This window comes from uncultured Aquimarina sp. (genome assembly GCF_947492405.1).
Lineage (GTDB): Bacteria > Bacteroidota > Bacteroidia > Flavobacteriales > Flavobacteriaceae > Aquimarina.
The window spans coordinates 447,600-472,515 of the sequence record NZ_CANLMP010000005.1 but is presented as its reverse complement, the minus strand read 5'-3'; the positions used below and the strand labels follow the sequence as shown (position 1 = coordinate 472,515).

Here is a 24,916-nt window from a genome sequence, read left to right as displayed (position 1 = left end):
TAGATAATGACTGATCCAAAAATACATACCAAAACCATTACAAATGGATATAAAATATACTACTGTTTTTATCATAGTGTAACCGCTTTTCACGCCTTTGTAGATGATAGGATACCAAAATTAAATCAGCACAATGTAAAAGCTTTTAGAGGTATTAATGATTGGGTGTCAGGGCATATTAGAGCAAATTCCAAAATGTATGGTTTTCCGATTCCAAGGGATGTTGAAGAATTGAATAACCATAAGATATTTGGAGGGATGCATTTACTAAAGAAGATTCAGCCTAAAATTAAATCAAAGCTGCATTCTTTTCTAAATATGGGCGATTCACAAACGATAGCCAAACCAAAACTTAGGTTCAATGATAAAGGAATTGGAGTTTTTTCATTTGATATGGCATCCATAGGATTATTCCGTAGGATTCCAATGCTAGGAAGCAAAAAAAGTTCTTTAGAACTCACAGTTGAAAAATTAAAGATAGCCTTACAAGTAGGCGATGTTGGGAGTTCAGCTAAGAAAGTGTTTGCTCATTTTGAACAAAAAAAAGGAACCTTTCCAGCATTAGAAGTATACATAACCGCAGGAGGAAATGCAAAAATTGAAGGAGATGCACTGATGTATGTAGGTGTTGCCTGTAGTGAACTAGTAGACTATATGGAAGCCAGAGGAATACCTGTAGCTGTTAACGTAGTTGTAGCCACATCTTTTGATAGCCAAATCATAGCAGGGATCGTTCGGGTTAAGCACTTCGAAGATCGATTGGATAAAAATCAATTGTTATTACTATCAAGTGATCCTAGATACTATAGATACAGAGGGTTTAAGGCATTGGTGTCACTAGGAGATTATTTCGGTATTGATCTGCCCGTCGGATTAGGGACATATTTTGAGGGGATGGATCAGCGGATTGTAGATACCATTACAGACGGTCAGGGTGTGTCTTTTGGTCAAAGCTATTCTATAGAAGATGCAGTAAAGGAAGTTACAAGCATCATCGCAACGCACAACGCAAACTTAAAAGAGAAAACATAGGATGAAAAAGAGCACAAAAGAAATACTAGACAAAAAGATCATTAACAGGATTATGAATAGAGCTATCGCGATCAATGATAGCTGTAAGGAACATTGTCGAGAGTTTAGAATTATGAAGTCTAGGAAGCATCAAAATACGCTCATCTTGAGATGGCTGATCATTGATGCAAGTGATGTAGAACGTCTTTTTCAATGCTATCGATATGAGTGTTTTGATGTGGACGGCACACCTCAGTATTGTTCCATTCATTACTCCAACCAAGAAGAAGCCAACGAATTTTTTAAAGGGTTAGAACCCTTATATGCACAAGAATATGCAGTAGACCATAAATCAAAATAAGTTATGTACAGAATCAAAGATGTTACCCAGGAAGAATTAAAGAGTATACACGTTCCGAATCAGGAAATGATAGAACGCTATAGAGGAAGTAAACTAAACCCTTTGGAGAGTTACCAACTGATTAAGGAACGTACAGAAGGGTTTACTAAGGATGATCCAGTAGCCAAGGAAGCTGATAATTTATTGTATTGGTTGCTCTATCCTGAAAAAAAGGAAAAAGAAATCAAACAGGACACAGGTAAAGCTCCAAAAGAGACAAGTTCCCAAAAATCCTTGGATGAATTGAAGTTAAAGGAAAAAGAACGATTACGATTACTAGAACTGGTAGAGCTAGAGCTTGAACTGGAAATAGCATCTTAAAAGAAAACAACATACTAATTTAAAACTTTAAAAATGAAAACAATACAGGACATATTAAAAATAGACCTATCTAAAATTGATAATGAAAAGGTACGATCCTTTACGGAAGAACTTATTCAGGATTATAAAGAAATGGAGGATAAGGAAAAAGCAGCAGAAATTATACAAGGAAGTGTCGATAAAGTATATACACTTGTCAGCAAATATTCCCCTGAAGCTTTGCCTTCTGCTATGGAAAATCCTTGTGATGATGTAACGGAGGTAAAAGAGAAAAAGGGGAAAAGCAAGAAAAAAACTCAAAAAAAGAGTAGCACTTCTACAAAAAAGAAACCTGCCCAAAGCTCTAAAAGTGAAAAAAAGAACACTCCAAAGGCTAAGCCAGAATCGAAAGCTACAAAAGCAGAACTGAATGATTTAGAAGAAGAAGTAAAGGTGTGTCGGTTGAAAATGAAGGTATATCGGGAGGAAAAACGAAAACTCGAAGGACCAAAACCACAGCCTACCAGATACGCCAAAATTAAGGGGCATTTTATTTCATTGGGTAACTTAATACCAAAGGGATTAAAAGATAATCTGGAGACTCAAAAAGAAGCCAATAGGCTCTTAAGAAATACCCATCGTTCCTTGTTGAAAATTTATAAGATGAATGCCATTAAAGGACAAAAGGATAACGAAGAAATAAAGGAACGATATGAGAAAATCGAAGAAAAACTAGAAAAATAATAAATAGTAAAAAACGTAAAGAATGAAAATAGATAAAACGGTAGTCATAATAACAGGAGTAGGATTAGCCATTGGTTTTGCCGAAGCATTGGTGTACTATAATCTCGGTACAAACGCCAATAAAAAAGGATTCAAATTTGGTGTTCCAAGAGGGAAAGAACTAGCCAAGAATATGGCGGTTGTACTTACAACCTCCGCATTAACGGCACTTATTTCCTATCAAATAGAAAAATCCCTGGAAGCGAAACAGGTGGCAGTAATCCCTGCTTAATTAATCATAAACCTTTTAAAACTATAAAAATGAAAGAAGTAAAGTTTAAAGTTTTCTTAGAAACAAATCACGTGAAGAAAACAGACCTTCCTAGACCACTGATAGAAAAGATTGGCATATTCTGGAAACTGCATAAACTTCTGGATGCTATTCAGGATTCAGATCGTGATGATTTACTGGAGCAATTAGAGCAATTGGATTATGAAATCCTTGGAGAGATTGAGGAAGAATATGAAGATCTGCTAGAAAATAACGACAGGCTCGAAGAAATACTGAAATCTCCTTTGGTTAAAAAATCTATTAAGGAGACGGCCAAATCAAAAATACGTACCGATGAGTCGATACTTCAGGAATTGGTAAAAATGGGAAGAAGGAAAAGTATTAGAAGATCTGTACTTAAAGGCTTGGGGGTAAAATCTAAAATCGAACATGATGTGGTCATTGGAAAGTATCAGTTAAAAAGAATGTCATTTTTCTTTCACGTATATGGCATTGTTCCATTAAAAAAGGGAGCGTAAAGAAGTATTGAATTTATAAGATTTTTGGAATATGAACGAACAGTTTGAACATATCAAGTTTATGGATACTTATAATCTTACGATAGATGACTTACCTGCCCATATTAAACTTCAGGTATCAGGTTTCAATATTTATGACGCAGCATTGGATGATATTTCCATAGAAAATGAAAAAGAAGGAGAGAAAGTAGGAGCGCTTCTTAAAAGAGTGGATACAGAAATTTTACTTGAATTGGAGGAAGAATTCGATGATCTATTGCTTGAAAATGGAGTCCGTACCCACAAAAAAGAAACATTGGAGAATACATCTGTTTCAGATGAAATGTTACTAGAACAACTCTTTAAAATGGGTAGGACTAGAAACATTGGAAGATCAGATTTGAGAGCTATGGGAATGGAAGCAAAAATCAATGGAAATACTATTGTTGGGGCATACTTTTTAAAAAAGGAGTCCACGTTTTATCACAGGTATCAAATCATTCTTTTAGATGAAAAAATATAAATAAATGTAATGAAAAAAGGGGATGGAAAGAGGAAAAGAGTATTCAGAATTACAACAGGGCGTAGATAAGCTCATTGGCAAGTTTGGAATGGCAAAGGCGTTACAGATCATTGATCAACTATCGGGAACATCAAAGATGCGTACCCGTCAGAAAGAACAAACTAGGTTGATTACCACTTTTGTGGTTTCCCAGAGCTTTAAAGTATTTAATGTTACGGAAGCTCTTAAAAAAAAGGTACGCTCACTAGAATATAGGGAAGCAAGAATGGCAAGTTATCACCTTTTAAATAAGTATACCGAACTAAGTTATAAGGAAATAGGAAAGCAATTCAACCAAGGTCGGTTTGGAGTGTATTATCACGTTAAGAATTGCACCGAGTTTCTTTCTATTCCAAAATTCAATAAAACTTTTGTTAATAGGTATGAAGTTCTGGAAGAAAACCTGATCCAATTTATAGCAAAGATAAACTAAGAAAACATGAAGAAAGAGCTAGAGAAAGAAGTGGTTGATGTTTTAAAAAACCCTAATGACGTTGATTTTGAGCATATACAGGATGAAGAACTTAGTCCACTCAATAAAGCAGTTATTGAAAAGGAAATAGCAGGCGTAACAAAACCAAATGATTGGAATATTTGGAAAACGGGTAAGCCAAGGGAGATAAATGATATTAGTAAAGAAGAAATGAATTCAGGAAACGCTATGGAACAGGAAACTTTTGATTCAAGGGATCAAACACCTTTAGATGCTCCTGAACAGGAAATTGGTGGAGGGTTTGATGATGACTCGCAAATAAGTGGGGAAAGTCCAAATCCGAATGAACCGCGGGATAAAGAAGAATTTGAATTACCTACGGATGCAGCCAAACAAGCTGCGGATAGCATTTTTGGAACAGTTAATAATCTCATTGACCTTGGAGGAGGATATTTTGTAAAAATCAAAAAGCATAAAGAGTTTTACGATTTTGATGAAATCATCGAACTCATAGATATCCAGAATGAGAAGAATGTAAAACGAATAAAGTTAGACAAAGAGGACAAGGCAATGATAAAGCCTTTATTAGTCCAGATACTAAAAAGAAAGGCTAAAAAGTTAACTCCGGAACGTCAATTAATGGCTGTAGTGTTATCTATTCTATTTAAAAAAGGTCGCGCGGTTATGGAGATCAAGGCAGAAAATGATCTTTTAGTGGAGCGTATTTTGGATATCGTACGGGAGGAAAAAGGATATTCAGATAGGGACTTGGAGCCAGATGAAGATGAAAGAGATATTCTTGATACGGCGTATGAGGAAATTAATGGAAAGCCAGAATCTAAAAAGGAAGAAGCACCACTTAAAGAAAAAGAAGTAATAGACCCTGTAATTGTACAAGAAGAATATGATGAAGAACCAAGAATGGAAAACACAATTATCGAAGTGGCAGAAGATAGCGCAAAATGATAGCGTTATGGCAACACAGTCAAAGACACGGAAAAAGTCGACTAAAGGGAGAAAACCAATTGTTTATAGTAATGAAGATTTAGAACGTGATCCTTTTGTGATGCTTATTATAGGAGAAATGGGAGTTGGAAAAACATTTCGTACCAATCAGGAAATCAAATACTATATGATAGATAATCCTGAAAAAGGTAAGAAAGGAAGAAAAGTTCTGGCGTTTGACACCAATGGTCATGATTACCCCACTTTTCGTACCGTAAGTCCCAATCATATCAAGGCGCTTACAAAAGTGGCAGCCAGAAGAATCCTTCCGTTTAAGCTAGGAGGCAAAGCGATGAGTAATATTGAAAAGCGTGAAGTAGCTGAAAAAATCGTAAATCATTTTAAAAATGGATTGGTGGTATTAGACGATACAGATAGTTATATGTCAGGAGCGAAAGGACAATCCTTGATAGGTGCATTAACAACAGTAAGGCATAAAGGGATCGATATTTTGTTTTCTCATCAATCTTTAGGTAAAGTGACCACAACACAATTTCAAGCCTGTACGTTCATAAGATTGCACCACCAAGTTGATCCTGTTACAAAATATAAAGAAAGAATTCCAAACTATCCTATAGTTAGAATTGCACAACTCATTGTTAATGAGCAATATGATTTATGCTCAAAAGCGATGGATGAAGGGAGGTTTGAAACAGAATCCGAGTATAAAAAACAACGCAGTTTTTTCGTGTATATCGATATGCGTAGAAGAAAGGTTAGCGGATGTACAAGAGCAGCCTATATAAGAGCTTGTAAACGATTTATTGATCAGGAAGAAAAATCTACTATAAGAATGATGCTTAATGAACGAGATTTTTATGATAAACCTGTTTATGAGAATCGTAATGCAGCAATTATCGAATTGATTTCTAGGTTTCTACGTTATCACGATGATAAAATTTCAAATCCAGTTTTAAAGTAAGCCTATGGTCATGTAAATGGCCATCGGCTTACGGCTTACGTTCAAGAAGTATTGCTCATTTTGAAAAATTCTTATCCGTATTTTATAATGAAGGTTTTTTGAAACTCAATAAACAGATTCAGGGAAGTTATAGGGATTAAACTATTTGAACTTTATATCATTGACCAAATTTGATAATTCTTCAAAGTCTTTTAGAGGGTTATAGTCACCAACAGTTTTTCTCATAAATATATCATTAGCTATTTGGATTTTTTTGAGCATTGGTAGAATATATTTTGAATAATGATTAAAGTACTGGTAAATATCTTCTTGATTAACAGCTAATTTATATCCACTTTTGCTATTAGCAGACACAATAATAACGCCTTTAAATCTTAAATCTCGTATTATGAGCCTAAGTAGGTCTGTAGATATTTCCTTGCTATGGTAATATTTCACATAATTTGTAATTTCAAAAGTCTGTAGGTAATAAGTAGGAGCTATTTTTTGATAATTTAGAAGTAATTCTAAAATAATGGTCTCTAAAACATCTTCTTTTTTATTTAATTCAATTAAAGCATCTGCTCTAACAATGTTATAAATTTCTTCGTTTACATCTGAAACAGAATATATTGGCTTTACATCAGCATTTTTTTCTTCTGGAAAGAACTTTAGTGAAAAAATTCTTGGCTTCAAAAGGCTGAAAATCTCTTCATTTTTATCTGAATAAAAATCCTTATTAAAAAACTTCCCAAGAGAGCCAGCTAATACATCAGCTAGTTGAATTAAAGGCTCTTTATTATCATCCAAAAAGTGATAATTTTCAAACAGATTGTCTTTTACTTTGCTACTTAAATATTTCTTTAAATCTTCTCCATACTTTGCACTAATTGTGCGATGCATATTGATTTCAAAATCGGTAAAAGAATTTGCTAATTCGCCGACAAAGATTTTTTGAAAATATTTATAAAAAACCTCTTTAAACCTCAAACCACCTTTGTCTTGGTCTAACTTTTCCTTATCAACTATCAGATAGTGATTAATGAAATTTAAATTGTCAAATAGATATTTTAATGCATCAATTCTAACTGCATCATTTTTTAACCTAGAAGAACTTGATTTTAATTTTTTACCAAATAAGAATTTCTGACTTATTTCGTCTCTAACTTTTCTTGCTTGTACTAATTGAGATTCTTTAATAATAATGGAACAGTACACAAATTTTGTGATGTTTTTAGCATCATTTTGTTTTAAAGTTGATGTGCCAAACTCATCACAAAAAATATATACCTTTTCCATATCTATAATAATTTTTCGCCTACAGGTTTTATGTTTTTCTTAATATACCAAGTTGGCTCATCTCCTTTAATAACATCATAATCAATACCAAGAGCTGTAAAGTGTTTTTGCGCTACTTTTACTTTGTTTATCTCATGTACAAATCTTAGTTTGGATACATCAGCAGTTCCTTTAGTTTCTCTTACTAATTGTACTTTAACACCGTCTTTGTCTTTTCTTATTACTCCCCAGTCAGGGTTGTAGTTTCCTATAATTTTCGGGAAATCTATTTTGTATTTAGAAGGAAACTTAAAGAAGAAATGTACATCATCATCACCTTCTAATTTTGCATTAACAAAATGGTCCTCTATGTCTGAATCTTTTTGCGTTCTATCATATAGACCATGCTTTGGAGATTCTACAATTTCAGTCTGCACATAATTTACTTTTTCAGGAAAAAGTTCATCAACATCATTCTCCATAGTAGTATCCGAAACTTTAAATTCGATATTTTCTGCTACATGAATTGCTAATGCATTTTTAGTTATTTCTATGAGTTTATTGGTAAACCCTTCTGGATTCCTAAATAGTTTTCCTTGTTCTTCATGTGGAACTGCTTTTAGGATTTTGAAACAAGTATCTTTTGTAAGTGATGTTGCTTGTTCTAACTTATCCACTACATTAAATACAGGAAACCTTTGCAAACCTGTTTGAGAATCTTTAGCTTGTATATCTTTATTATCACTTACAGAATAGGTTTCTACCTTGAATTTAGATACTTTAAAACCGTTTTTAAATTCTATGTCAGGGTTAGATTTATTGGCTTCAATACTATTAACTATAAAACCTCTTAATTTTTGCTCTTTTAAAATTTTAGCCAAATCATCTCCTTCTGAAACTTTTAAACCACCATCAAATAAATCTCCGCCTAAATTATTTCTGTTCCCTCTGGTATCTTCTTTAACTATAATTATTAATGCTGAATTATCTTCTTCAAATGACTTGATTCTAAAAGTGAAAGAAGTCATCACAAAATTTCCTTTACTAATTACAATTTTAGGCTCAGGAAATGTGTTGTTTTTCTTGTCTTTAAACTTTTCTTTTATTTCTTCTAATAACGTATCAGAATCTACATTAATACTATATTCAGACTTTAAAGTTAACTTGGTCCAAAACTCTTTAAAATCTTGACTGGTAAAGAATTTATCTTGTCTTTTTGCAGCTGCTCTTTTAGGTTCTGGTTTTGGTGGTGCTTCTCCCTCTTTATCTATATACTCTTGCTGTAAATTATTTGCAAAAGATTCATAACTTTCATTAGCTACAACAGTTAAAATATTTACTTGGTCATCATGTAAGCGCTCTCCTTTTTGGTTTACTGCTAAACGTAAACCTCTACCAATTTCTTGTCTTTTTTTGGTTACAGATACTGTTTGATTTAGTGTGCATATTTGAAAAACATTTGGATTATCCCAACCCTCTTTTAATGCAGAATGTGCAAAAATGAAACACACATCATTATCAATAGAAAGTAGTTCCTCTTTCTTTTTCATTATCAGCTCAAACTGTTCTTTTTGAGCTTTACGTTGTTTTTCATTGGTCGCTTCATTTTCTACATAAATGGTTTGTTCTTTTCCTCCTTTGGGTTTTTGTTTATAACTTGCAAAATAAGAAGCCTGTACTTCATCAGGGCTTTTCTCTTTAAACATATCCAGTTTATCCCTTTGGATTCTGAACTCTTCATTAAAGATTCTTCTAATTATTCCTTCTTTTTCGCCATCTCCTAAAAAGTTAGCTACTTTATCTATAAAGAATAAAGACAATACCTTAACACCATGTTTTTGCATTTTCTTTTGGTGTTCTATATGCTGAGTAATGGTTTCTTTAATTTGATACCTAAAAATTTCAGGTCTCGAAATTCCATCACCTCCTAGCATTGTTAGTGTAGTACCATTCTCAAAGGTTACAAATTCATCTCCTTTAGCTGAACCTATGTTTTCTACAACTAAATCTTGATGTTCTTGTAATTTGGTTTTTACACCAACATTATCTCCTGTTTTAACAGTAATTTCTTCAATCTTTTGCATCCCATTTCTTTCTGTATAGGTTGCTAATGTTGCTTTTGCAGATTTTCCTTTTCCACTTACTTTTTTTAATGAAATAGGTATTTTACCTCCTAATTCTTTTTGTTCTACTCCAACAACTTGAATACGTTTTACTAAATTTCTTCTAAATGCTTCTACAGGAGTTAATTTATACACCAAATTAGGGGTATTAATATGAGTTGCAGAATAACGCAAAGAGAACAACGGTTTTAATGTTCTAATGGCATCTTTAGACTTTGCGGAGCTCATATTTTGTGGTTCATCCAAAATAACTATAGGTCTGGTTTTTTGAATATACTCATAGGGTAAAAATTCTCCAGGTAATTTATCAGTAGGTTTGTATAGATTGTTGGAAGCAGAATTAAATGCTGCCATAGTAATTAACAGTACCTCGATATTCTTTGCCGTAGCAAAATTTCTAACTTCTTGTATTCTATCAGAACTATATGGTACTAACCTTGCAAAATCATTACCATATAGACTTCTAAAATGACTATCTGTAATTAGCCAACTTTTTTTAACTCCCTCAAAAATAGCAATGGATGGAACAACTATTACATACTTACTAAATCTATATTTTTCATGGAGTTCATGTATAGTTCTTAAATACACATAAGTTTTACCTGTACCAGTTTCCATATCAATAGAAAATGTAGGATATTCATAAGTATCATTACTAACACCTTCTAAAAGCATCCCCCTTTCTTTATCTAAAGAATTACTCACTCCAATTTTCATAGTAGGTGTATCTCTGGCATCCATCTCCATATCAAATTCCTCTTGAACAAATTGGAGGTTTTCTAACAGAAAATCATCATCCAAATCTTCATCATCTGGTAAGTTGGGAATGGTTTCTGTATTTGAAGTAAAATGAGTGTGATACTCTCCAATACCGTCAAAAAGTTCTACTACATTTTTAATGGCTTTAAGCTGAAAATCTTGATTTGCATTAAACTTTAATTTCATAGCCTTAAATAGTATATAGTTTACAGGTATTATCTAAAGACTGTTTTAAAGCATCATTACCATCAAAAGCTTTATCTAAACACACAAAATGGTCTGTCTCTATTAAAGGTAAAGTTTCAAAATCTGTGTTTTTAAAGCTATATAGCATAGTAGCATATAATGTATATGGAACCCATTCATGGGTAATTTTAAAAATACCACTTGCAACTTCTTCTTGTTGGGCTGTTAAGGGAAAACCTTCTTGTAAAATTACTTCTGTTATAAAATCTTGTGTGGTAACTCCATCTTGTAATGGGTTTTTGTAAGCCAACTCCAATTTACTGAATAAATCAGGCAAAGCACCATCTTGTTCTGGAACAAACTCTTGCCATTTGTATATTGTGCTTTTTTCTTGTTTGTAGACTTTAAACCCTTCAATATATTGTTCTTTTTCTATGGATAATCTCAATCTTTCCTTAGATAATTCTGATATATTAGTTTCTTTATTTTTATCATTCAGATATTTTGAGGCATTTTTACCTACACTTGTTGAATTATCTATATCACATGGAATTTGCACTACAATAAACCTTCTTTTAGAGTTAGCTTCTTTATTAATTTTAAAAACAGAATGACCAGTAGTACCTGAACCTGCAAAAAAGTCCATAATGATGTCTTCATCTGATGCATTAGGAACTATTTGAATTAACCTTTCCATCATTTCTAAGGGCTTTGGATAATCAAACAATTTTAAGCCATCAAATAAATCCCTTAAATCTCTTGCTGCTTTTTTATTACCATCAATATCATCCCATAATGGAGATGGTCTTTTTGTTCTTCCTTCTAAGTAATATTTAACATAAGGCCACCAAATCTCTGAATCACCTCTTTTCGATTTTTTCCACAAAATGAAATTATCATCTTTTAGTTTTTCGAAGGTTTTCTTTTCAAATCTCCATCTTCCTTCATATCCAGCAGGAGCAATTGGAAACACTTCCTCTCCATCAGGATTTATTACAGGATAAAACATATTTGGTCTATCTTCTCTTCTATCTACACTACCAGTTTTTCTCATTTGGTCATAGGCATATTTACCTCTTTCATCCTCATTATCAAAACGCTTTAAATCTTTTTCAGTAAGTGGTAGACCATTTAATTCAGATTCAGGATTTTTTGTATAAGTTAAAATATAATCAAAAGAACTACCTAAACCGCCACTATCTTGACCAGTAGTTTGTCCTGTAGCTCTAACAATACTACCCATATAATTTTCTTCTCCATATATTTCATCACAAACTTTTTTTAGATTATCAACTTCCTTATTATCAATAGAAATAAAAATAACTCCATCGTCTTTTAATAAATCTTTTGCTAACCTTAACCTCGGATAAATAAAAGAGAGCCAATTAGCATGGTATTTTCCAGATGATTTTGGATTAGATACTAATAGTCCTTCATCAGATTTTTCTCCAGTTTTTCTTAAATAATCTTCAGTACTATCTGCAAAAGTATCATTGTAAATAAAGTCGTTACCTGTATTGTAAGGAGGGTCTATATAAATCATCTTTATTTTACCCATATAAGATTTTCTTAGAATTTTAAGTACTTCTAAGTTTTCTCCTTCTATAAAAATATTTTCCGTATTATCTTCATTTACCCCTTCACCAATGCAAGGTTTTAAAGTGCCTGTAGGTGGTTTGGCTGCAATTTTTCTGGCATCTTGTTTTCCTACCCAGTTTAAACCAAAGTGTTCTTTTACAGTATTGTCTGTGCTAAATTCTCCAATAAGTTCTTTTAAGGTATCTACATTAAAAACTCCATCTTCCCATGCTTCAGGAAACAATTGTTTTAATTCGTTTAATCTATCTTCTTTAAAGGTATATTGTGGTGTAAATTCTTGTGCCATGTTATCTGTTTTTTAAAATGAAACTTTCATTTGCATCTTGTCTATTAAAACTATCTACTTTTATAAAGTTTTCCAGTTTTTCATTAGGTAATGCCCATCTTTTAAGTGCAAAAGTTATCATTTCTGTTTCCCTTTTATCATTAATAAAAGTACTTAGTTCTTTGTAGTAATTTTTCTTTTTCACTTTCCAGTTCCTTTCATTTACTAAGAATGAAATAGCTCTTTTCAAAATTTCATTTAAATCTGCTACTTGTCTTAAGGATATATAGCCATAATCATTATTTAACTCTTCTATTTTATGAGGTATATCATTATTACTTAATTGAATGTTTTTTGATAAGCCTAATAAAACAAAATTTCCAAGCCTTCTTTTTTCTTTAGGATAATATTCAAAATCATAATATTTATTGTTGGCAGCCCATATATGCTCTAAAGACAAAAAATCATTGTTTTTTACAGTAACATCTGCTCTTTGTTTTAAAATGTTTTGGATATCAAAAGTCTGTTGCTTTTCCTCTTGTTTGTATTCTTCAAATGAAGCTAAAAAATAGCGTATTCCTTTCCAGTGGTAATAATCATCAGCTTCATCTTCATCAAGAGTTAAAGATTGAATTAACTTCTTTTCTGAACAGTTATGTTTTGTAAAACCTATAATATCAAGACTAATTCTATCAAAAATTCCTCCTTCAATTTTTAATTGACCATATTGAGTATAGAAGAAGTCTTCAAAATTTGATGAGTGCCAATTTCTATCATGATACAACCAATATGCCCACTTAAACATATCTCCTTGCATTGAATCTGCCCTTGATGTAATTTTAGGTAACAGATAAACTCTAAAATTTACTATTTCCAGTAATTGCAACATTTTTGCTGTATTTTCTGGCTGTTCATCTAAATAGCTCATTGTAGCTATGAATAAAGGCATAATGGAAGCCTTTGTAGGCTGACATCTTATTTGTGTAAGTGTTTTGCTTATTTCATTTTTAAATGATTTATCATAATTATCATTAAATGTATTTCTGTTAAATAGATATGAATAATGTAATGAAGCATTTTTAAGAAAACTAACAAATGAACTAATACTGTTGTAATCGTTTTTGATTATTTTTTCATCTGTTTCTTCTGGATTAAAACGTAATTTTAGTTGCTCATACACATGCCAACTTTTTGTTTTGTTAGTATCAAAAAACACTAAGTAGCAATTCCTTAAGAAACTATTTTCATCATTATTAGAATAAATATGAGCATTACTTAAATTAACTAATATATCACTCCATGAAGTATTTATTTCTTTTCTAAACTCATCATATCCATGAATACTAGCATAGTAGATAAAGAAATTTTTAATTTTTTCTAGTTCCGATAATGCTTTTCCTCTATTGTTAATTACTTCAAACATGATTCCTATTTCTTTTGAATCTTGTGGAGTAAAAAAGATAAAACCAAATTGCTGTGTAACTATATCCACTACTTTCTGGACATCTACCTCATTATTGGAAAACCATTTGCTGAAAAAAGTTTGAGCTTCTCTAATTCTTAAATGAGATTTTACTTTTGGTGTAGGAGATTCATTTTTTTGTATCAAAGACTTAAAGAAGTCTTTAGTTTCTTCATTTGTTTCTAACACATATTTTTCTCTTCCAAAATCACCTCTTTTTATATAGGTTTCTTCAATAGTTTTTTCATTTAAGATTTTGTTTGCTTCACTCAACAAAATAATGAGTGTTGTTAACCTTTGTTGACCATCTACAATATGAAATAAATTATTACTTCCAGTTTCTGTTGCTACAATAGTACCTGTAAAATGTCTGTAGCTTTTTGTATACAGATTCTCGATATCTTTTTTTAAATCTTCTAATTGTCTCTTTTCCCAAGAATATCCTCTTTGGTAATCAGGGATTTTAAAAAGGTGCTCTAAAATTATTTCTTCAAAAGAAACTAATTCAGTTCTTACTTTTTGTTTAGTTACAGTTGATATAGTCATTTTATATTAAGTCGTTTATGTCAGTTGGTGGTGCTTTTACAAAGGCATTGGTATTTGTAGTGTTTTCAACTTCATCAGCATTACCTAAATCACTAATGTATTCAGCAAAACCTCCACTAAAAGAATTGGTTACTTGTGCATATTCTCTGTAAGCATCACAAGAAAACCTTGCATCACAGTTTCTGCAAACTCTAGTTGCAAATCGTTGTTTAGTTCCTTTAATTCTTTCTTGTAACTGTTGAATACTTGGTGGAGAGAAAACTCTACCTTCGATGTTATCCACTACACAAGCAAACTTATGTATGGTTTCTTCTACCTTTTCTTGTGAAAACGGAATAGGAATTACAGGATTCCATTTTTCCATTTCCCTTTCTAATTTTACTTCATCATCAGCATCTATAGCCTTCTTTAATGTTCTTGGAAACTGAGTAGCAATTACAGCAGTACCATCTAACCTTTCATTTCTTAGATTTTGCCAGATATGAGTATATACATTTAGTTGGTCTATATAGTCATCTTTATTGGCTTTTACATAATCTGCATCATGTGTTTTAATATCATACATAGTGGTTGAATTATTTTCCCTTATAATATCAACTACACCCTCAATTGTAAATTTGTTTCCATTAGGAGAAACTTGTTCTGGTAATGTTAACTTTACTTCTGTTTCTGTAACTGTTTCTGCTACTTCTCTCATTTTTTTGAAATAAAAAATGATTTGAAGTAACCCTTGTCTTTTAACTTCTGGTGTGAGAGCATGACCACCTTCAAGTCTAAGTCTTTCATAATTCATTTCATACTGTTCCTCAATCCATTCTTCCATTTCTATGAGGTACTGTAACTCCTTTAAACGAGCTTTATCTTTCCTTATTAATTTGTCTTGCTCTCTCATCCTTTTTGCTCTCTTTTAGAAATTAATAATTCATGTAAATCCTCAATAGTATTATGTACTAATGAACCAAAAAACATAGTTTGGCTTCGAGAAGGAATAAATCCGTATTTTCTGTAAATCATATATTGTCTTGGACATCTATCATAAGCTAAATAATCAGCAGTATAAGAATATGGTTTACTTAAAGCAGAATCTTTAACACCACTAATTTGTAAAGTACTTTTATTGAAATTTTGCATATCTAAAGTACCTGTAGAAGATAAAGTATTATTAATGTATGAAATAGTACATTGTCCTTTCTTAGATTTCACAGGCTTTAATTTTGGCAAAATCAATAGCTTTTCCGCTCTTGATAATCCTACATAAAGAATCCTCATTAAATCAAATCTTCCTATTTTTTCTAAAGGTTCACCATCTACTTCTTTTAAATTTCTAATAATTACCTCTTTTTGGTCTGCATCTACAAATTCTCTTCTTTTAGGATACATAAATACTACAGGAAATTCTAAACCCTTAGATTGATGTATAGTAAGTACTTGAATATTTCCTTTTGGGAAAGGGTCATCTTCATTTTCAAAATCACTTTCTCCCATTCTATGTAAAGTATACAGATAAGAAGAAAAGAAAAGTCTAATAAATCCCTCTTCACTTAAAAAACTTGCAGAGAGTATAGAGGAATACAATTCCATAAACCTTGTAAGGTATTCTGTAATTTTGGATAGATTGCAAATCGGAGCCTCATTATTTTCATTTTCTGCTAAATCAAAGTAATGTTTAAAATGCGTAAAACCTGAAAGCTGATAAAACAAATCCAAAATACTCCAGTCTAAAGAAGTGGCTCTATTGATGATTTGAGATAACTTAAAAGGTTTTTGACTATCATCATTCATTTTCTCATTAACGATTCTTGCTAAATAAGGACTTAAAATTGCCTTTTTAGCATTTTCAGAAAGGTTATTAGCTTCTGATAATTTTCTTCTCATCAAGTTCAAATCAAACTCTTGGTCTAACTCCCAATTATTTTTTTCGGTTACTCTAAGAAGTGCTTCATAATCCTTAGTTATTTTTTCTAATTCAATCCTTTTGTTATTTACAAAACGTTTTAAATCATTGTCATTTTCTATAATATCTTTTCCTGTTTTTTCTGCTTTTTTAAGCCATGATTTAAACTTATTAAATTCAAAACCAGAAAATTCAGATACATCTGGAGTTCCAAATATATTCGCAAAAACACCAAATAATTCTGTAGATTCTTTTCCTTCAATAAATCTCCCTGCTCTTGGAGCATAAACATTTAATCCACTTTCTCTTAAGGCTCCAATAGTTCTTAATGCATCTGTACTGGTTAAAGATGGAAATAAAAAGGCTATCTGGTTAGCATCATTTACAGTATTAGTTTCTATTAGTTCTTTACAGAATTGGGCAATTTGATCTATCCAGTTATCTTCTACAGAAATTACAGAAGCACCAAAATCTTCAGAAAACGCTGTAATACCCTTGTCATGTACTCTATATTGGTTTTCAATATCTCCATTTTTAGTCCAGTCTTCTTGTTCTATAAAGTTTGTGTAAAAATCTACTATATTTTTTCTTGACCTATAGTTAATTGATAGTGCTATTTTTGTTGTATCTATTTTTAAAAATTGTGAAACTCTAACAGGAAATTCAACAAAATTTTCAACTGTACTACCTCTAAATCTGTAAAGAGCTTGGTCATCATCACCAACCACACAAATATTTTTATTTCCAGCTAATGCAAAATAAAGTTGTTCTTGTATGCTATTGGTATCTTGATATTCATCCACAATTATGTACTTAAAAATTTTCTGTGCATTCTCATAATCTTCAATTACCTCTAAAGCTTTATTTTGAATTAGAGATAAATCACACCTATCATATGTTTCATCTTCAATTAGAATATTTCTGTATTCTTTATACATTTTCAAAATGGCATATAAACCATCTGTTTTATCTGTTTTATCTAATGCTTCTTGAATATTTAATCTTTCTTCAGAAAATCGATTAAAAAGAGATATACATTCTGTTAGAGCTTTATGCTTATTAGGAAAACTTGGAGTCTTTTTTTGAAAAAATGCATTAATATCAATTGTCTCCAATTCTGCAACTTGTAAAAGTCGATTCCAAATAGAATTTCTTTTGATGTAAAAATATTGTTCTAACTGATCAATAGTTTTCACAGCTTTATTTCTTCCTCTGTTTTTGTAAAACCTTCTATCACCAATTAGTCTATTACAGGCAGAATGTACAGTACCTATATACATACTTGCTAAATCATATTGTTTTCCAGTATGATTACTTGCAAGTCCTAAAAGTGACTGTAATCCTTCTTTCAATTGATGAGCAGCTTTTTCTGTAAATGTGGTTAAGAGTATTTCATCAGGTTTAATGTTATGAAAAACAATAAGGTTTAGTGTCTTCCATAAAAGTACTCTTGTTTTTCCTGAACCTGGACCAGCAGTAATATATAACGCTCCATCAATATGTTTTATGGCTTTTTCTTGTGAATTATTTGGTGTAAAACCAACTTCTAGCCAAAGAGTTTCAAGACTAAAATTATTACTTGTGGTACTTTCTTTCAAAAACAATTTGATTTTTTTTGGTTAAAATTATTAAAAGGTAAAATAATAATAATAATTCCCTAAAAAAAACTTTTTCAATGCACAATTGATTAACAAATCTACATTAAAAAAAACTTTTACTACACCCTGTCCTTTCGCATCTATCATTATTGCTGAGTTCCTCATTTTTTTGAAACACTGTAGTAAAGAATGTGCAATGAATGAAAAGTATTTATCAAATCTTCGATGATCTGAAAATAGCAGTTTGGGGAAAATCCAAGCCAACAATATAGTTCTAACAATAAAAGAAAAATCAAATATTGATTTTGGTCACAGAATTTTTCTACTTCTGCTAATTTTTCAGTACAATATTCAATTCCATATCATAAGTCATGATAGTTTCTGGAGGTATGGATCCATCAAAACTTCCAAGTTTTCCATATGCCAAGTAAGAAGGTACAATCATAATAATTTTAGAACCTTCATTAACCTGTTTAAAACCTTCTCTGACTCCTTTTAAAAGAGACTGAATAGGAGCCGCAATTCCATAATCGTTATTTTCTCTGTTGGATTCTCCAACAACTTCGCCTGTTTCTGCGATACTGGTTTTAAAGTGAAATATAACGGTATCTTCATCCGCAGGCGTTAATCCATTACCTTGCTTAATCACGATGTAATGTAATCCTGAATCCGTTGCTGTAGTAGAAAGATTGTTTTCTAATACATAGTTTTCTATCCATTGTAATTCTGCATCTTTTTCTTCTTGGGTATATTCTAAATTGATAGGTTCTCCAGGATCAAAACCTTGATCATCGTCAGAACTGCAGGATAAAAAAAGGAAAGATACTGTGAATATTATAAATATATTTTTCATAAGTTTTTTTTCTATGTTTTAAAGTTTTATGTGAGTAAAATAGATGAGTGAAGTAAATCTATGAACATGCAAATAGATCTAATTTTTAAGTGATCTAGATTATATAGTGCATCTTCTTTTGTTTATTAAAAATTAAAAGGAGATGCACTAAAAATAAATTGTTAAGAAATGCTAAAGGTATCTATGTTTTTAATTTTCCAGATACCGTTGATCTTTTCCAAAAATACTAAGGATGTATATCCATTCAATGGTCCCATACCAACTCCTATAATTGTTACAGCTTTAGTACCTTTTTTATTATAAGATACATTGTAAAAACTTAATAATTTATCAAAGTTTTTTTCAATATATCTCCTATTTTCCCTCATCTTCATTGTATCAACTATTGATAATTGATAGGGTCTATCTATCTTAATTTTTGAAATATCAATTTTCTCAACAGTATAACTATTTTTTAAATCACTAACTAACTTATTAAATTCTTCATCATATTCTTTTTTATAATTGAAATTATTGTTATTTCTTCGAAATATAGGGAATATGCATATTTCTTGTTTCTGATTAATAATTGAATCTATCTGATTATCAGTAAGAGGTTTTAAGTGGCTCAACTCCTTAGGAGGTGGTGGTGGAATAATAGGCTTACCAAACTCATCTATTAATAACGATAGTATCTGGTATGTATTCTTTTCCTTGACCTGTTTATCGTTACAGCCAAAAATAAAAAATGAACAGAATAAAATTAAAAATGTTGACTTCATATTAATTACAGTTTCGAGGATCAAAATTGGTGTTATTGAGAACTACAGCTTTTAATTCATCAAATCGATTACTGTCTTCATTTGATAAAAGTCCAGTATAAGCGTATGCTCTCAATCCATCCCAACCAAAACCCACATAATAATCTAAGGGATATACATTAGAATCTAATTTCCGTATTGCTATGGCAATTGGCTTTGCATATTTTTCTGTTGTATATAAGATAGATTGTATAGGCAACTTCTTTTATTTAAGAAATCTCTAGGAATTCTGAATCTTTAATCACCCATTGATCATTCTCTTTTTCAAGATATAATAGTATACTTGATCCGTTTAAGTAACCCAAAATATTTCCAAAAACTGTAACCGCCTTTGTAAATTCTTTGTCAAAAGCTATTGGCGAAAAATGCAGCATGCGATCAAATTTTTTTGATATATAATGTCTATTTGCTTTGTATTTAATAGTATCTAATAAAATTAATTCATGATTTATTTTATTATTAATTAAGGAGATGTCGATTTCATCATTATCTAATCTGTCAAGGCTTTTAATTAGTGAATAATAAGGTTTTGTTTTTAGTACTTCTCTTTCCGAAAGCCCTTTTGTTCTTTTTCTAATAGGATAAATCGCAATTTTTTGTTTCAGCTTGCTAATTGAATCTTTTTGACTTTTGGTCAATGTGTAGGTTTTACCAGGTGGAGGCGGAGGTGGCATAGCACGACCAAATTTCTGTGTTATTAATGAAATAATTTTGTAAGTATTTTCATTTTCTTGAAATTCATTACAAGAAAATGCTATACAAAACATTAAAATTAAGCTGATTTTTTTCATGTTTTTAATTTTAATTACAATTCATAGGATTAAAAGTAGTACTGCTATTAATCCTGTTTTTAATGTTTAATAAATCTTGGAACTGCTCATCAGAAATTAAAGATGGATGAGCAATTCTTTTTAAACCATCCCATCCGTATCCTAAATAGTCATTTAAAGGAAACCTATTTCCGTCTAATTCCCGTACTGCTTTAGCAATAGGAATAATATAGTTTTCAGTCATATAAGTATGTTGAGCCAATGTTGGTATTTCATTGTTATCCCATCCTAATTGCTTATAAATTCCATATAAATTAATCAGTCTTACTTTATCTTCAGTATCAACTTCTCCATCGTGAAATTGCTTTACAAACCTGAACATTTCAGCGTGTAGACCTTCGTGTAAAAGTAAAGCAGCCGCCTCCAAAGAATTAATATTAGTATTTTCTAATTTTATAGTAATTAAACCTTCATTTATACTTGAGGTTCCATCAGTACATGCTTGATCTGTTCTGATACACTCACCAACAACAAACTTAAGGTTATATTTAGGATCATCAATAAAAGAACCAATAGTCTGACGAAATAGATTACCATTTGTTCTTTTAAGTTCATTATAAACACAATAAGCTTTAGTGCTCAGGAATGATGAATCCAATATAACTTGATCATCAAAGTCAACTTTTCCTTCGTTGATTAGTGCTAAAGCAGCTTGTTGAGCAAATGGACTATTTAAAAATTCCTGTAGAGAATATCCGTTAGCCCATAACTGTTCTCCTATTCCATATTCAAAATAAATCTGAATAACTGAAGATATTTGTGGGATAAAATTAAACGTCCTACCTAACATTTCATTCGTAATATAGTCAGGTATTTGTAATCCATTTGCTAAAAATACGGCTCTTACATTGTAACCCTCGTGATCATAATTTTGTCCTTGCAAATATGTTGGATTGAATAAGTTTGTGAGATTTGTCATTCCTTCTCTAGCTTGCCCTGTGCTTGTAACTGCTCTTAGTGCTAGATATTGTTGGTTTTCATTCTGATATCTTGGAGAAGCTCCCCAGGCAGAAGCATATAGATTTCTATCTATATTAAAATATTGATTATCCAAATAAGATGTGAAAAATCTGTTTGCCATTGCTAAAGATTTTGCTGAATACTCATTCTCATAAAGATATCCAGATGTTTTACTTTTAAGATAAGTATTTCCTAATACAAGATTACTTACTCTTGTTGGTAAAGATTTTATAGCGTATCTAGCAATAGCCTCTTCCGAGCTCAAATTAGTATCTGTAGCGGGAGTAGAAGTAATACTCTGACTATTAGTAACGCTTACCATTTGGTCATAAAAATTATAATCCCCAGCCCAATATACGTTATTCGAAAAAAAAGTGTTAGGAGGTGCTATTACTCCAGATCCCGGCCCAGAAAAGTCTGTTATTAAGTAGACTATCATTAACTTAATTGCATCTCTATAACCTAAAGAATAATATTGATTTAGATATTGTTGCGATATCCAGTTTTCAAAAGCCTTTGTTTCCTTAGCTTTATCTAATTTTTTTCTCCAGTTAATAGTGTTTGTTTTTTTGTTTAATTCCGTGTTTAATTTATTTAGTTCATAGCTTTTAGAAGTTGCTAAAGTTATAGTATGTCTTAAGTCTTCTATTTTAACATTGTTAACATATGGATTGCTATATCTTAAATCTCCGAATTTATGAACTCTTGATTGGCCATTTCTTATTCGATTGTACTCGTTTTGCCAAGCAGAAATCGATTTATATCTTGCCTCAGTTTCAACAATCTTTCTATTACTGTAAGAAAAATTTGAACTCACATAATCACCAATTTGATTATAGTATGGACCAGTGTGCCATCTTTCAGCTATTCTAGAGAAAAATGCTTTTTGGGCAGCGTAATGAGTAGGAAAAGTTTTTCCTAACCTTTGTTCCATTTCATATTTCTGCGCTCGTTCCATACCTTCAAACCAAAGCTGCTCATTACTTGTCGCTTGCAGATCATTTTGTATCCCGAAATAATTATAATAATATTGACATTGACACGATACTTCAAATGCATTATCTTCATCTTCATCTACAGGTGGTCTTGGAGGTAAAGGTAGTAAGATTTGATCTTTATCCCCATTAATTGGATACGGTGTTATTAACTCTGAACTTGGTGATATGATAATATCTTGTGCGGACAAATTAGAGATAATTAGATGTAAGAATCCTACAACTAAAATTTTATATAATGTTTTCATTTATATTTTTTAAAAGCTTATTTTTTTACTATTAATTTGTTATGGTTTATACCATTTACTATTACACTTACTACATAGAGCCCCGAAGGCAATTCTCTACCATCAAGAGTGTATAACTTCTTTCCTATAGACTGTATAGATGAAGTTGTTATATTTTTATGTATGTTATTGGAAACTCCTTGAATTGCTACGGATACTGTGGCATTTTCCTTTAATTCGTACTGTATTAATAGATCATTTACAAATGGATTAGGATATAATTTTATAAAACTATTGCTTTGAGATCCAAGTGCTAACAAAGCTTCATCGGATAAGTTTGGATTATCAGAAAAAGGGTGTAGGATAATTTTAATTGGAGCACTTGGTTCATTCCAATTATTTATATGTGCTTCTAATGTACCTACAATAATATTTAATTCTTCTATGGACTTTTTCTTAAAATCGATAGAAAAAATAGATAAATTGATTTTGTTGTTTGAAGACTGATCCAAATATTTTCTATCTATTTGAATATTAAAATTCTCGAAGCTAGCACTTGTATCATATACTAATCCTTCTCCCTTTATTGTTTCTTCATTTATAATTAGTTTATAATCAAGAGTATCATCGTATGCATCATATTTTAAATCTAATCGAATAGGTACTGATTGTACAATGTGTTTTCCTGACCAGTCATATACTACTAAGCTTCCCTTATATTCATTGGTAATATCACTTATGTAAAAGTGCTGATTTGTTGAGCTAATGTTATTGGTTTGTTGATTTTCAGTATAGACTTGGACAAATGAATCTGCATCTATTTGGTTAGAATTTGTTTGTTCACTTATAATTTCTTCTTGAAATTGAGTAAGCAATGTTTTGCTGTTATTAATTTTATTTTTCTTTAAAATATCTATTGCTTTTTCAGTGTTTTTTTGTACACCATATCCTTCACGATAACAAATAGCTAACCAATGTTTTGCCATTGGATACTTGCTTTGTTCAAACCATTTAATTGCCTCAAAATAATCCTGTTGAACACTTCCAAGTCCTTTTAGGTATAGATATCCGATTTTAAAAGCAGCTTTTTCATCACCTAATTCAACAGCTTTTTTATACCAGAATAATGCTTCGTCAAAATTTAAAGAAACACCCGTACCATTTTTGTATAAATCTCCCAATAAACTTGTAGCATACAGGTAATCGTGTTCAGCTGCTGATTTTATTAGTTCAAATCCTTTTTTTTGACTTTCCTTATCAGGATTTTTAATTAGTAACAAAATTCCATTAATGTAGTCTGTAATTATACTCTGAGTTTTCATGCATTCTGCAGCAGCATTGGAAATCTCATCTATAATTTCAGTATCTGCATTTTGGTTTACGGTAAGATAGGCTGCTGTCATATCTAATTTGTAGGAGCAAGGGTCGTATACCTCTTGGGCATTCGTAAATTTGGGAAATAAGAGGTTGCCAAATAGAAATAATGTGATTAGTAGTTTTTGTTCTTTCATAAGTTTTTAATTAAAAAAATAATTGTGGTTTATTTTAAGTGTCTTGAAATCCGTATTTGTTACCATCTAAGTTTACTTTTTTTCTCTTTACGAAAAAAAATGTAAAAAATTAAGGCAATAAATAAGTGTGAGATTATCGTGATTTTTATAAATCGGGTGCAATAATACTTTTTTTGCGTGGTATCAATTAAGAAAAATTCCCTTTTTAGATAAAAGGCAAGTATACTCGTCCAAGAAACTAGTAAGGAAATTATAAAATATTGTTTAAGTATATCTTGTTGTTGTTTAGCAGATATAACTTTATCAATAGACGGGGTCCTCTTTCAAAACAATCATACTCTTCTAAAATTTTAAAAGAGTATCTAATTCTGCTGTACTTGAATTCAATTCTGAAATCTTAAAAAAAATAGTATTCGTTCTTCTGTTTCTACTAAGATCAATAAAGTATTATTTATACCTTAAAATTAAATTTCTACCTATTGAATTTATTTTTAGGTAAAAAAGTTTTGCTACACCTTGTCATTTCATAACTCCTATTATTCTTGATTTCCTCATTTTTTTGAAACACTGTAGTAAAGAATGTGCAATGAATTTCCAAAATACCTTCTGAATTTAGCGGTCAAAGGTTTAGAGACCATCGCCAAATAGTCACATAAAATATAATGAAAATGGCAAACGAAAAAGATTTGGATTACAAAGCTATAGGAGCAGTAATCCTTGTATCAGCAATAGCTTTTACCGCAGTTGGAGCATTCTATGTACGCCCAATGCTAGATAAGAGAAAAGCTAAAAAATTAGCAGCAGCTAAAGAACCTCAAGTCGCAAACAAGAAAGGATAACCCTTTAGAGAGGGGCATCACGGATGCCATTTGTTATAAAAAATTTGGAAGGGATTTGAGGGAAAAA

Annotated in this window: 23 protein-coding genes; 11 read left to right on the top strand and 12 right to left on the bottom strand. The window is 31.1% G+C overall.

Going from position 1 to position 24,916, the window contains the following annotated elements; all coding sequences use genetic code 11:
* The first annotated feature begins 6 nt into the window (after positions 1-6).
* The 10 genes from Q0829_RS19480 to Q0829_RS19435 are packed head-to-tail and all read left to right on the top strand — an operon-like array spanning position 7 to position 6,145.
* On the top strand, positions 7-1,032 hold the full coding sequence (locus Q0829_RS19480) for a hypothetical protein (protein WP_298546183.1): 1,026 nt from the start codon (positions 7-9) through the stop codon (positions 1,030-1,032).
* A gap of 1 nt (position 1,033) precedes the next feature.
* Complete coding sequence (locus Q0829_RS19475) at positions 1,034-1,372, top strand: hypothetical protein (RefSeq protein ID WP_298546182.1); 339 nt, start codon at positions 1,034-1,036, stop codon at positions 1,370-1,372.
* A gap of 3 nt (positions 1,373-1,375) precedes the next feature.
* A complete protein-coding gene (locus tag Q0829_RS19470; protein WP_298546181.1) occupies positions 1,376-1,732 on the top strand; it encodes a hypothetical protein in 357 nt (118 codons plus the stop codon).
* Between the two features lie 33 nt (positions 1,733-1,765).
* Complete coding sequence (locus Q0829_RS19465) at positions 1,766-2,455, top strand: hypothetical protein (RefSeq protein ID WP_298546180.1); 690 nt, start codon at positions 1,766-1,768, stop codon at positions 2,453-2,455.
* A gap of 22 nt (positions 2,456-2,477) precedes the next feature.
* Complete coding sequence (locus Q0829_RS19460; RefSeq protein WP_366893630.1) at positions 2,478-2,726, top strand: hypothetical protein; 249 nt, start codon at positions 2,478-2,480, stop codon at positions 2,724-2,726.
* A 29-nt stretch (positions 2,727-2,755) separates the two neighbouring features.
* The gene (locus Q0829_RS19455) at positions 2,756-3,244 is read left to right on the top strand and encodes a hypothetical protein (protein ID WP_298546179.1); all 489 of its coding nucleotides are present in this window, start codon (positions 2,756-2,758) and stop codon (positions 3,242-3,244) included.
* A gap of 31 nt (positions 3,245-3,275) precedes the next feature.
* Entirely contained in the window at positions 3,276-3,746 is a 471-nt protein-coding gene (locus Q0829_RS19450; RefSeq protein WP_298546178.1) for a hypothetical protein, read from the top strand.
* 22 nt (positions 3,747-3,768) lie between these two features.
* Positions 3,769-4,218, top strand: coding sequence for a hypothetical protein (locus tag Q0829_RS19445; RefSeq protein ID WP_298546177.1), 450 nt, complete (start codon positions 3,769-3,771; stop codon positions 4,216-4,218).
* A 6-nt stretch (positions 4,219-4,224) separates the two neighbouring features.
* Positions 4,225-5,184: a hypothetical protein gene (locus Q0829_RS19440; RefSeq protein WP_298546175.1), complete on the top strand. Its 960-nt coding sequence runs from the start codon at positions 4,225-4,227 to the stop codon at positions 5,182-5,184.
* A 7-nt stretch (positions 5,185-5,191) separates the two neighbouring features.
* Positions 5,192-6,145 (top strand): ATPase/DNA packaging protein, encoded by a 954-nt coding sequence (locus Q0829_RS19435; RefSeq protein ID WP_298546174.1) that lies wholly within the window; start codon positions 5,192-5,194, stop codon positions 6,143-6,145.
* Positions 6,146-6,286: 141 nt separating this feature from the next.
* On the opposite strand, the gene Q0829_RS19430 is transcribed toward Q0829_RS19435, so the two are convergent.
* The 12 genes from Q0829_RS19430 to Q0829_RS19375 all read right to left on the bottom strand — a co-directional run bounded on the left by Q0829_RS19430 (position 6,287) and on the right by Q0829_RS19375 (position 24,010).
* Entirely contained in the window at positions 6,287-7,423 is a 1,137-nt protein-coding gene (locus Q0829_RS19430) for a DUF3800 domain-containing protein (RefSeq protein WP_298546172.1), read from the bottom strand.
* A 2-nt stretch (positions 7,424-7,425) separates the two neighbouring features.
* Positions 7,426-10,470 (bottom strand): DEAD/DEAH box helicase family protein, encoded by a 3,045-nt coding sequence (locus Q0829_RS19425; protein WP_298546171.1) that lies wholly within the window; start codon positions 10,468-10,470, stop codon positions 7,426-7,428.
* A gap of 4 nt (positions 10,471-10,474) precedes the next feature.
* Positions 10,475-12,355 carry a site-specific DNA-methyltransferase gene (locus Q0829_RS19420; RefSeq protein WP_298546169.1) on the bottom strand — a complete coding sequence of 627 codons (1,881 nt, stop codon included), beginning with the start codon at positions 12,353-12,355 and terminating at the stop codon, positions 10,475-10,477.
* Between the two features lies 1 nt (position 12,356).
* Positions 12,357-14,342, bottom strand: a complete 1,986-nt coding sequence (locus tag Q0829_RS19415) for a DUF262 domain-containing protein (protein ID WP_298546167.1) — start codon at positions 14,340-14,342, stop codon at positions 12,357-12,359.
* 1 nt (position 14,343) lies between these two features.
* Positions 14,344-15,234 (bottom strand): PD-(D/E)XK nuclease family protein, encoded by an 891-nt coding sequence (locus tag Q0829_RS19410; RefSeq protein WP_298546165.1) that lies wholly within the window; start codon positions 15,232-15,234, stop codon positions 14,344-14,346.
* Entirely contained in the window at positions 15,231-17,834 is a 2,604-nt protein-coding gene (locus tag Q0829_RS19405; protein ID WP_298546163.1) for an ATP-dependent helicase, read from the bottom strand. Before Q0829_RS19405 ends, Q0829_RS19410 begins: the two co-directional genes overlap by 4 nt.
* A gap of 331 nt (positions 17,835-18,165) precedes the next feature.
* The gene (locus Q0829_RS19400; protein WP_298546161.1) at positions 18,166-18,687 is read right to left on the bottom strand and encodes an FKBP-type peptidyl-prolyl cis-trans isomerase; all 522 of its coding nucleotides are present in this window, start codon (positions 18,685-18,687) and stop codon (positions 18,166-18,168) included.
* 161 nt (positions 18,688-18,848) lie between these two features.
* On the bottom strand, positions 18,849-19,448 hold the full coding sequence (locus Q0829_RS19395) for a hypothetical protein (RefSeq protein WP_298546159.1): 600 nt from the start codon (positions 19,446-19,448) through the stop codon (positions 18,849-18,851).
* A gap of 1 nt (position 19,449) precedes the next feature.
* The gene (locus Q0829_RS19390) at positions 19,450-19,686 is read right to left on the bottom strand and encodes a hypothetical protein (protein WP_298546157.1); all 237 of its coding nucleotides are present in this window, start codon (positions 19,684-19,686) and stop codon (positions 19,450-19,452) included.
* 10 nt (positions 19,687-19,696) lie between these two features.
* Complete coding sequence (locus Q0829_RS19385) at positions 19,697-20,278, bottom strand: hypothetical protein (protein WP_298546155.1); 582 nt, start codon at positions 20,276-20,278, stop codon at positions 19,697-19,699.
* Positions 20,279-20,288: 10 nt separating this feature from the next.
* Complete coding sequence (locus tag Q0829_RS19380; RefSeq protein ID WP_298546153.1) at positions 20,289-22,520, bottom strand: hypothetical protein; 2,232 nt, start codon at positions 22,518-22,520, stop codon at positions 20,289-20,291.
* Positions 22,521-22,537: 17 nt separating this feature from the next.
* A complete protein-coding gene (locus Q0829_RS19375) occupies positions 22,538-24,010 on the bottom strand; it encodes a tetratricopeptide repeat protein (RefSeq protein ID WP_298546151.1) in 1,473 nt (490 codons plus the stop codon).
* Between the two features lie 668 nt (positions 24,011-24,678).
* Between Q0829_RS19375 and Q0829_RS19370 the strand changes: the two genes are divergently transcribed.
* Positions 24,679-24,849, top strand: a complete 171-nt coding sequence (locus Q0829_RS19370) for a hypothetical protein (RefSeq protein WP_298546150.1) — start codon at positions 24,679-24,681, stop codon at positions 24,847-24,849.
* The last annotated feature ends 67 nt before the right edge of the window (positions 24,850-24,916 follow it).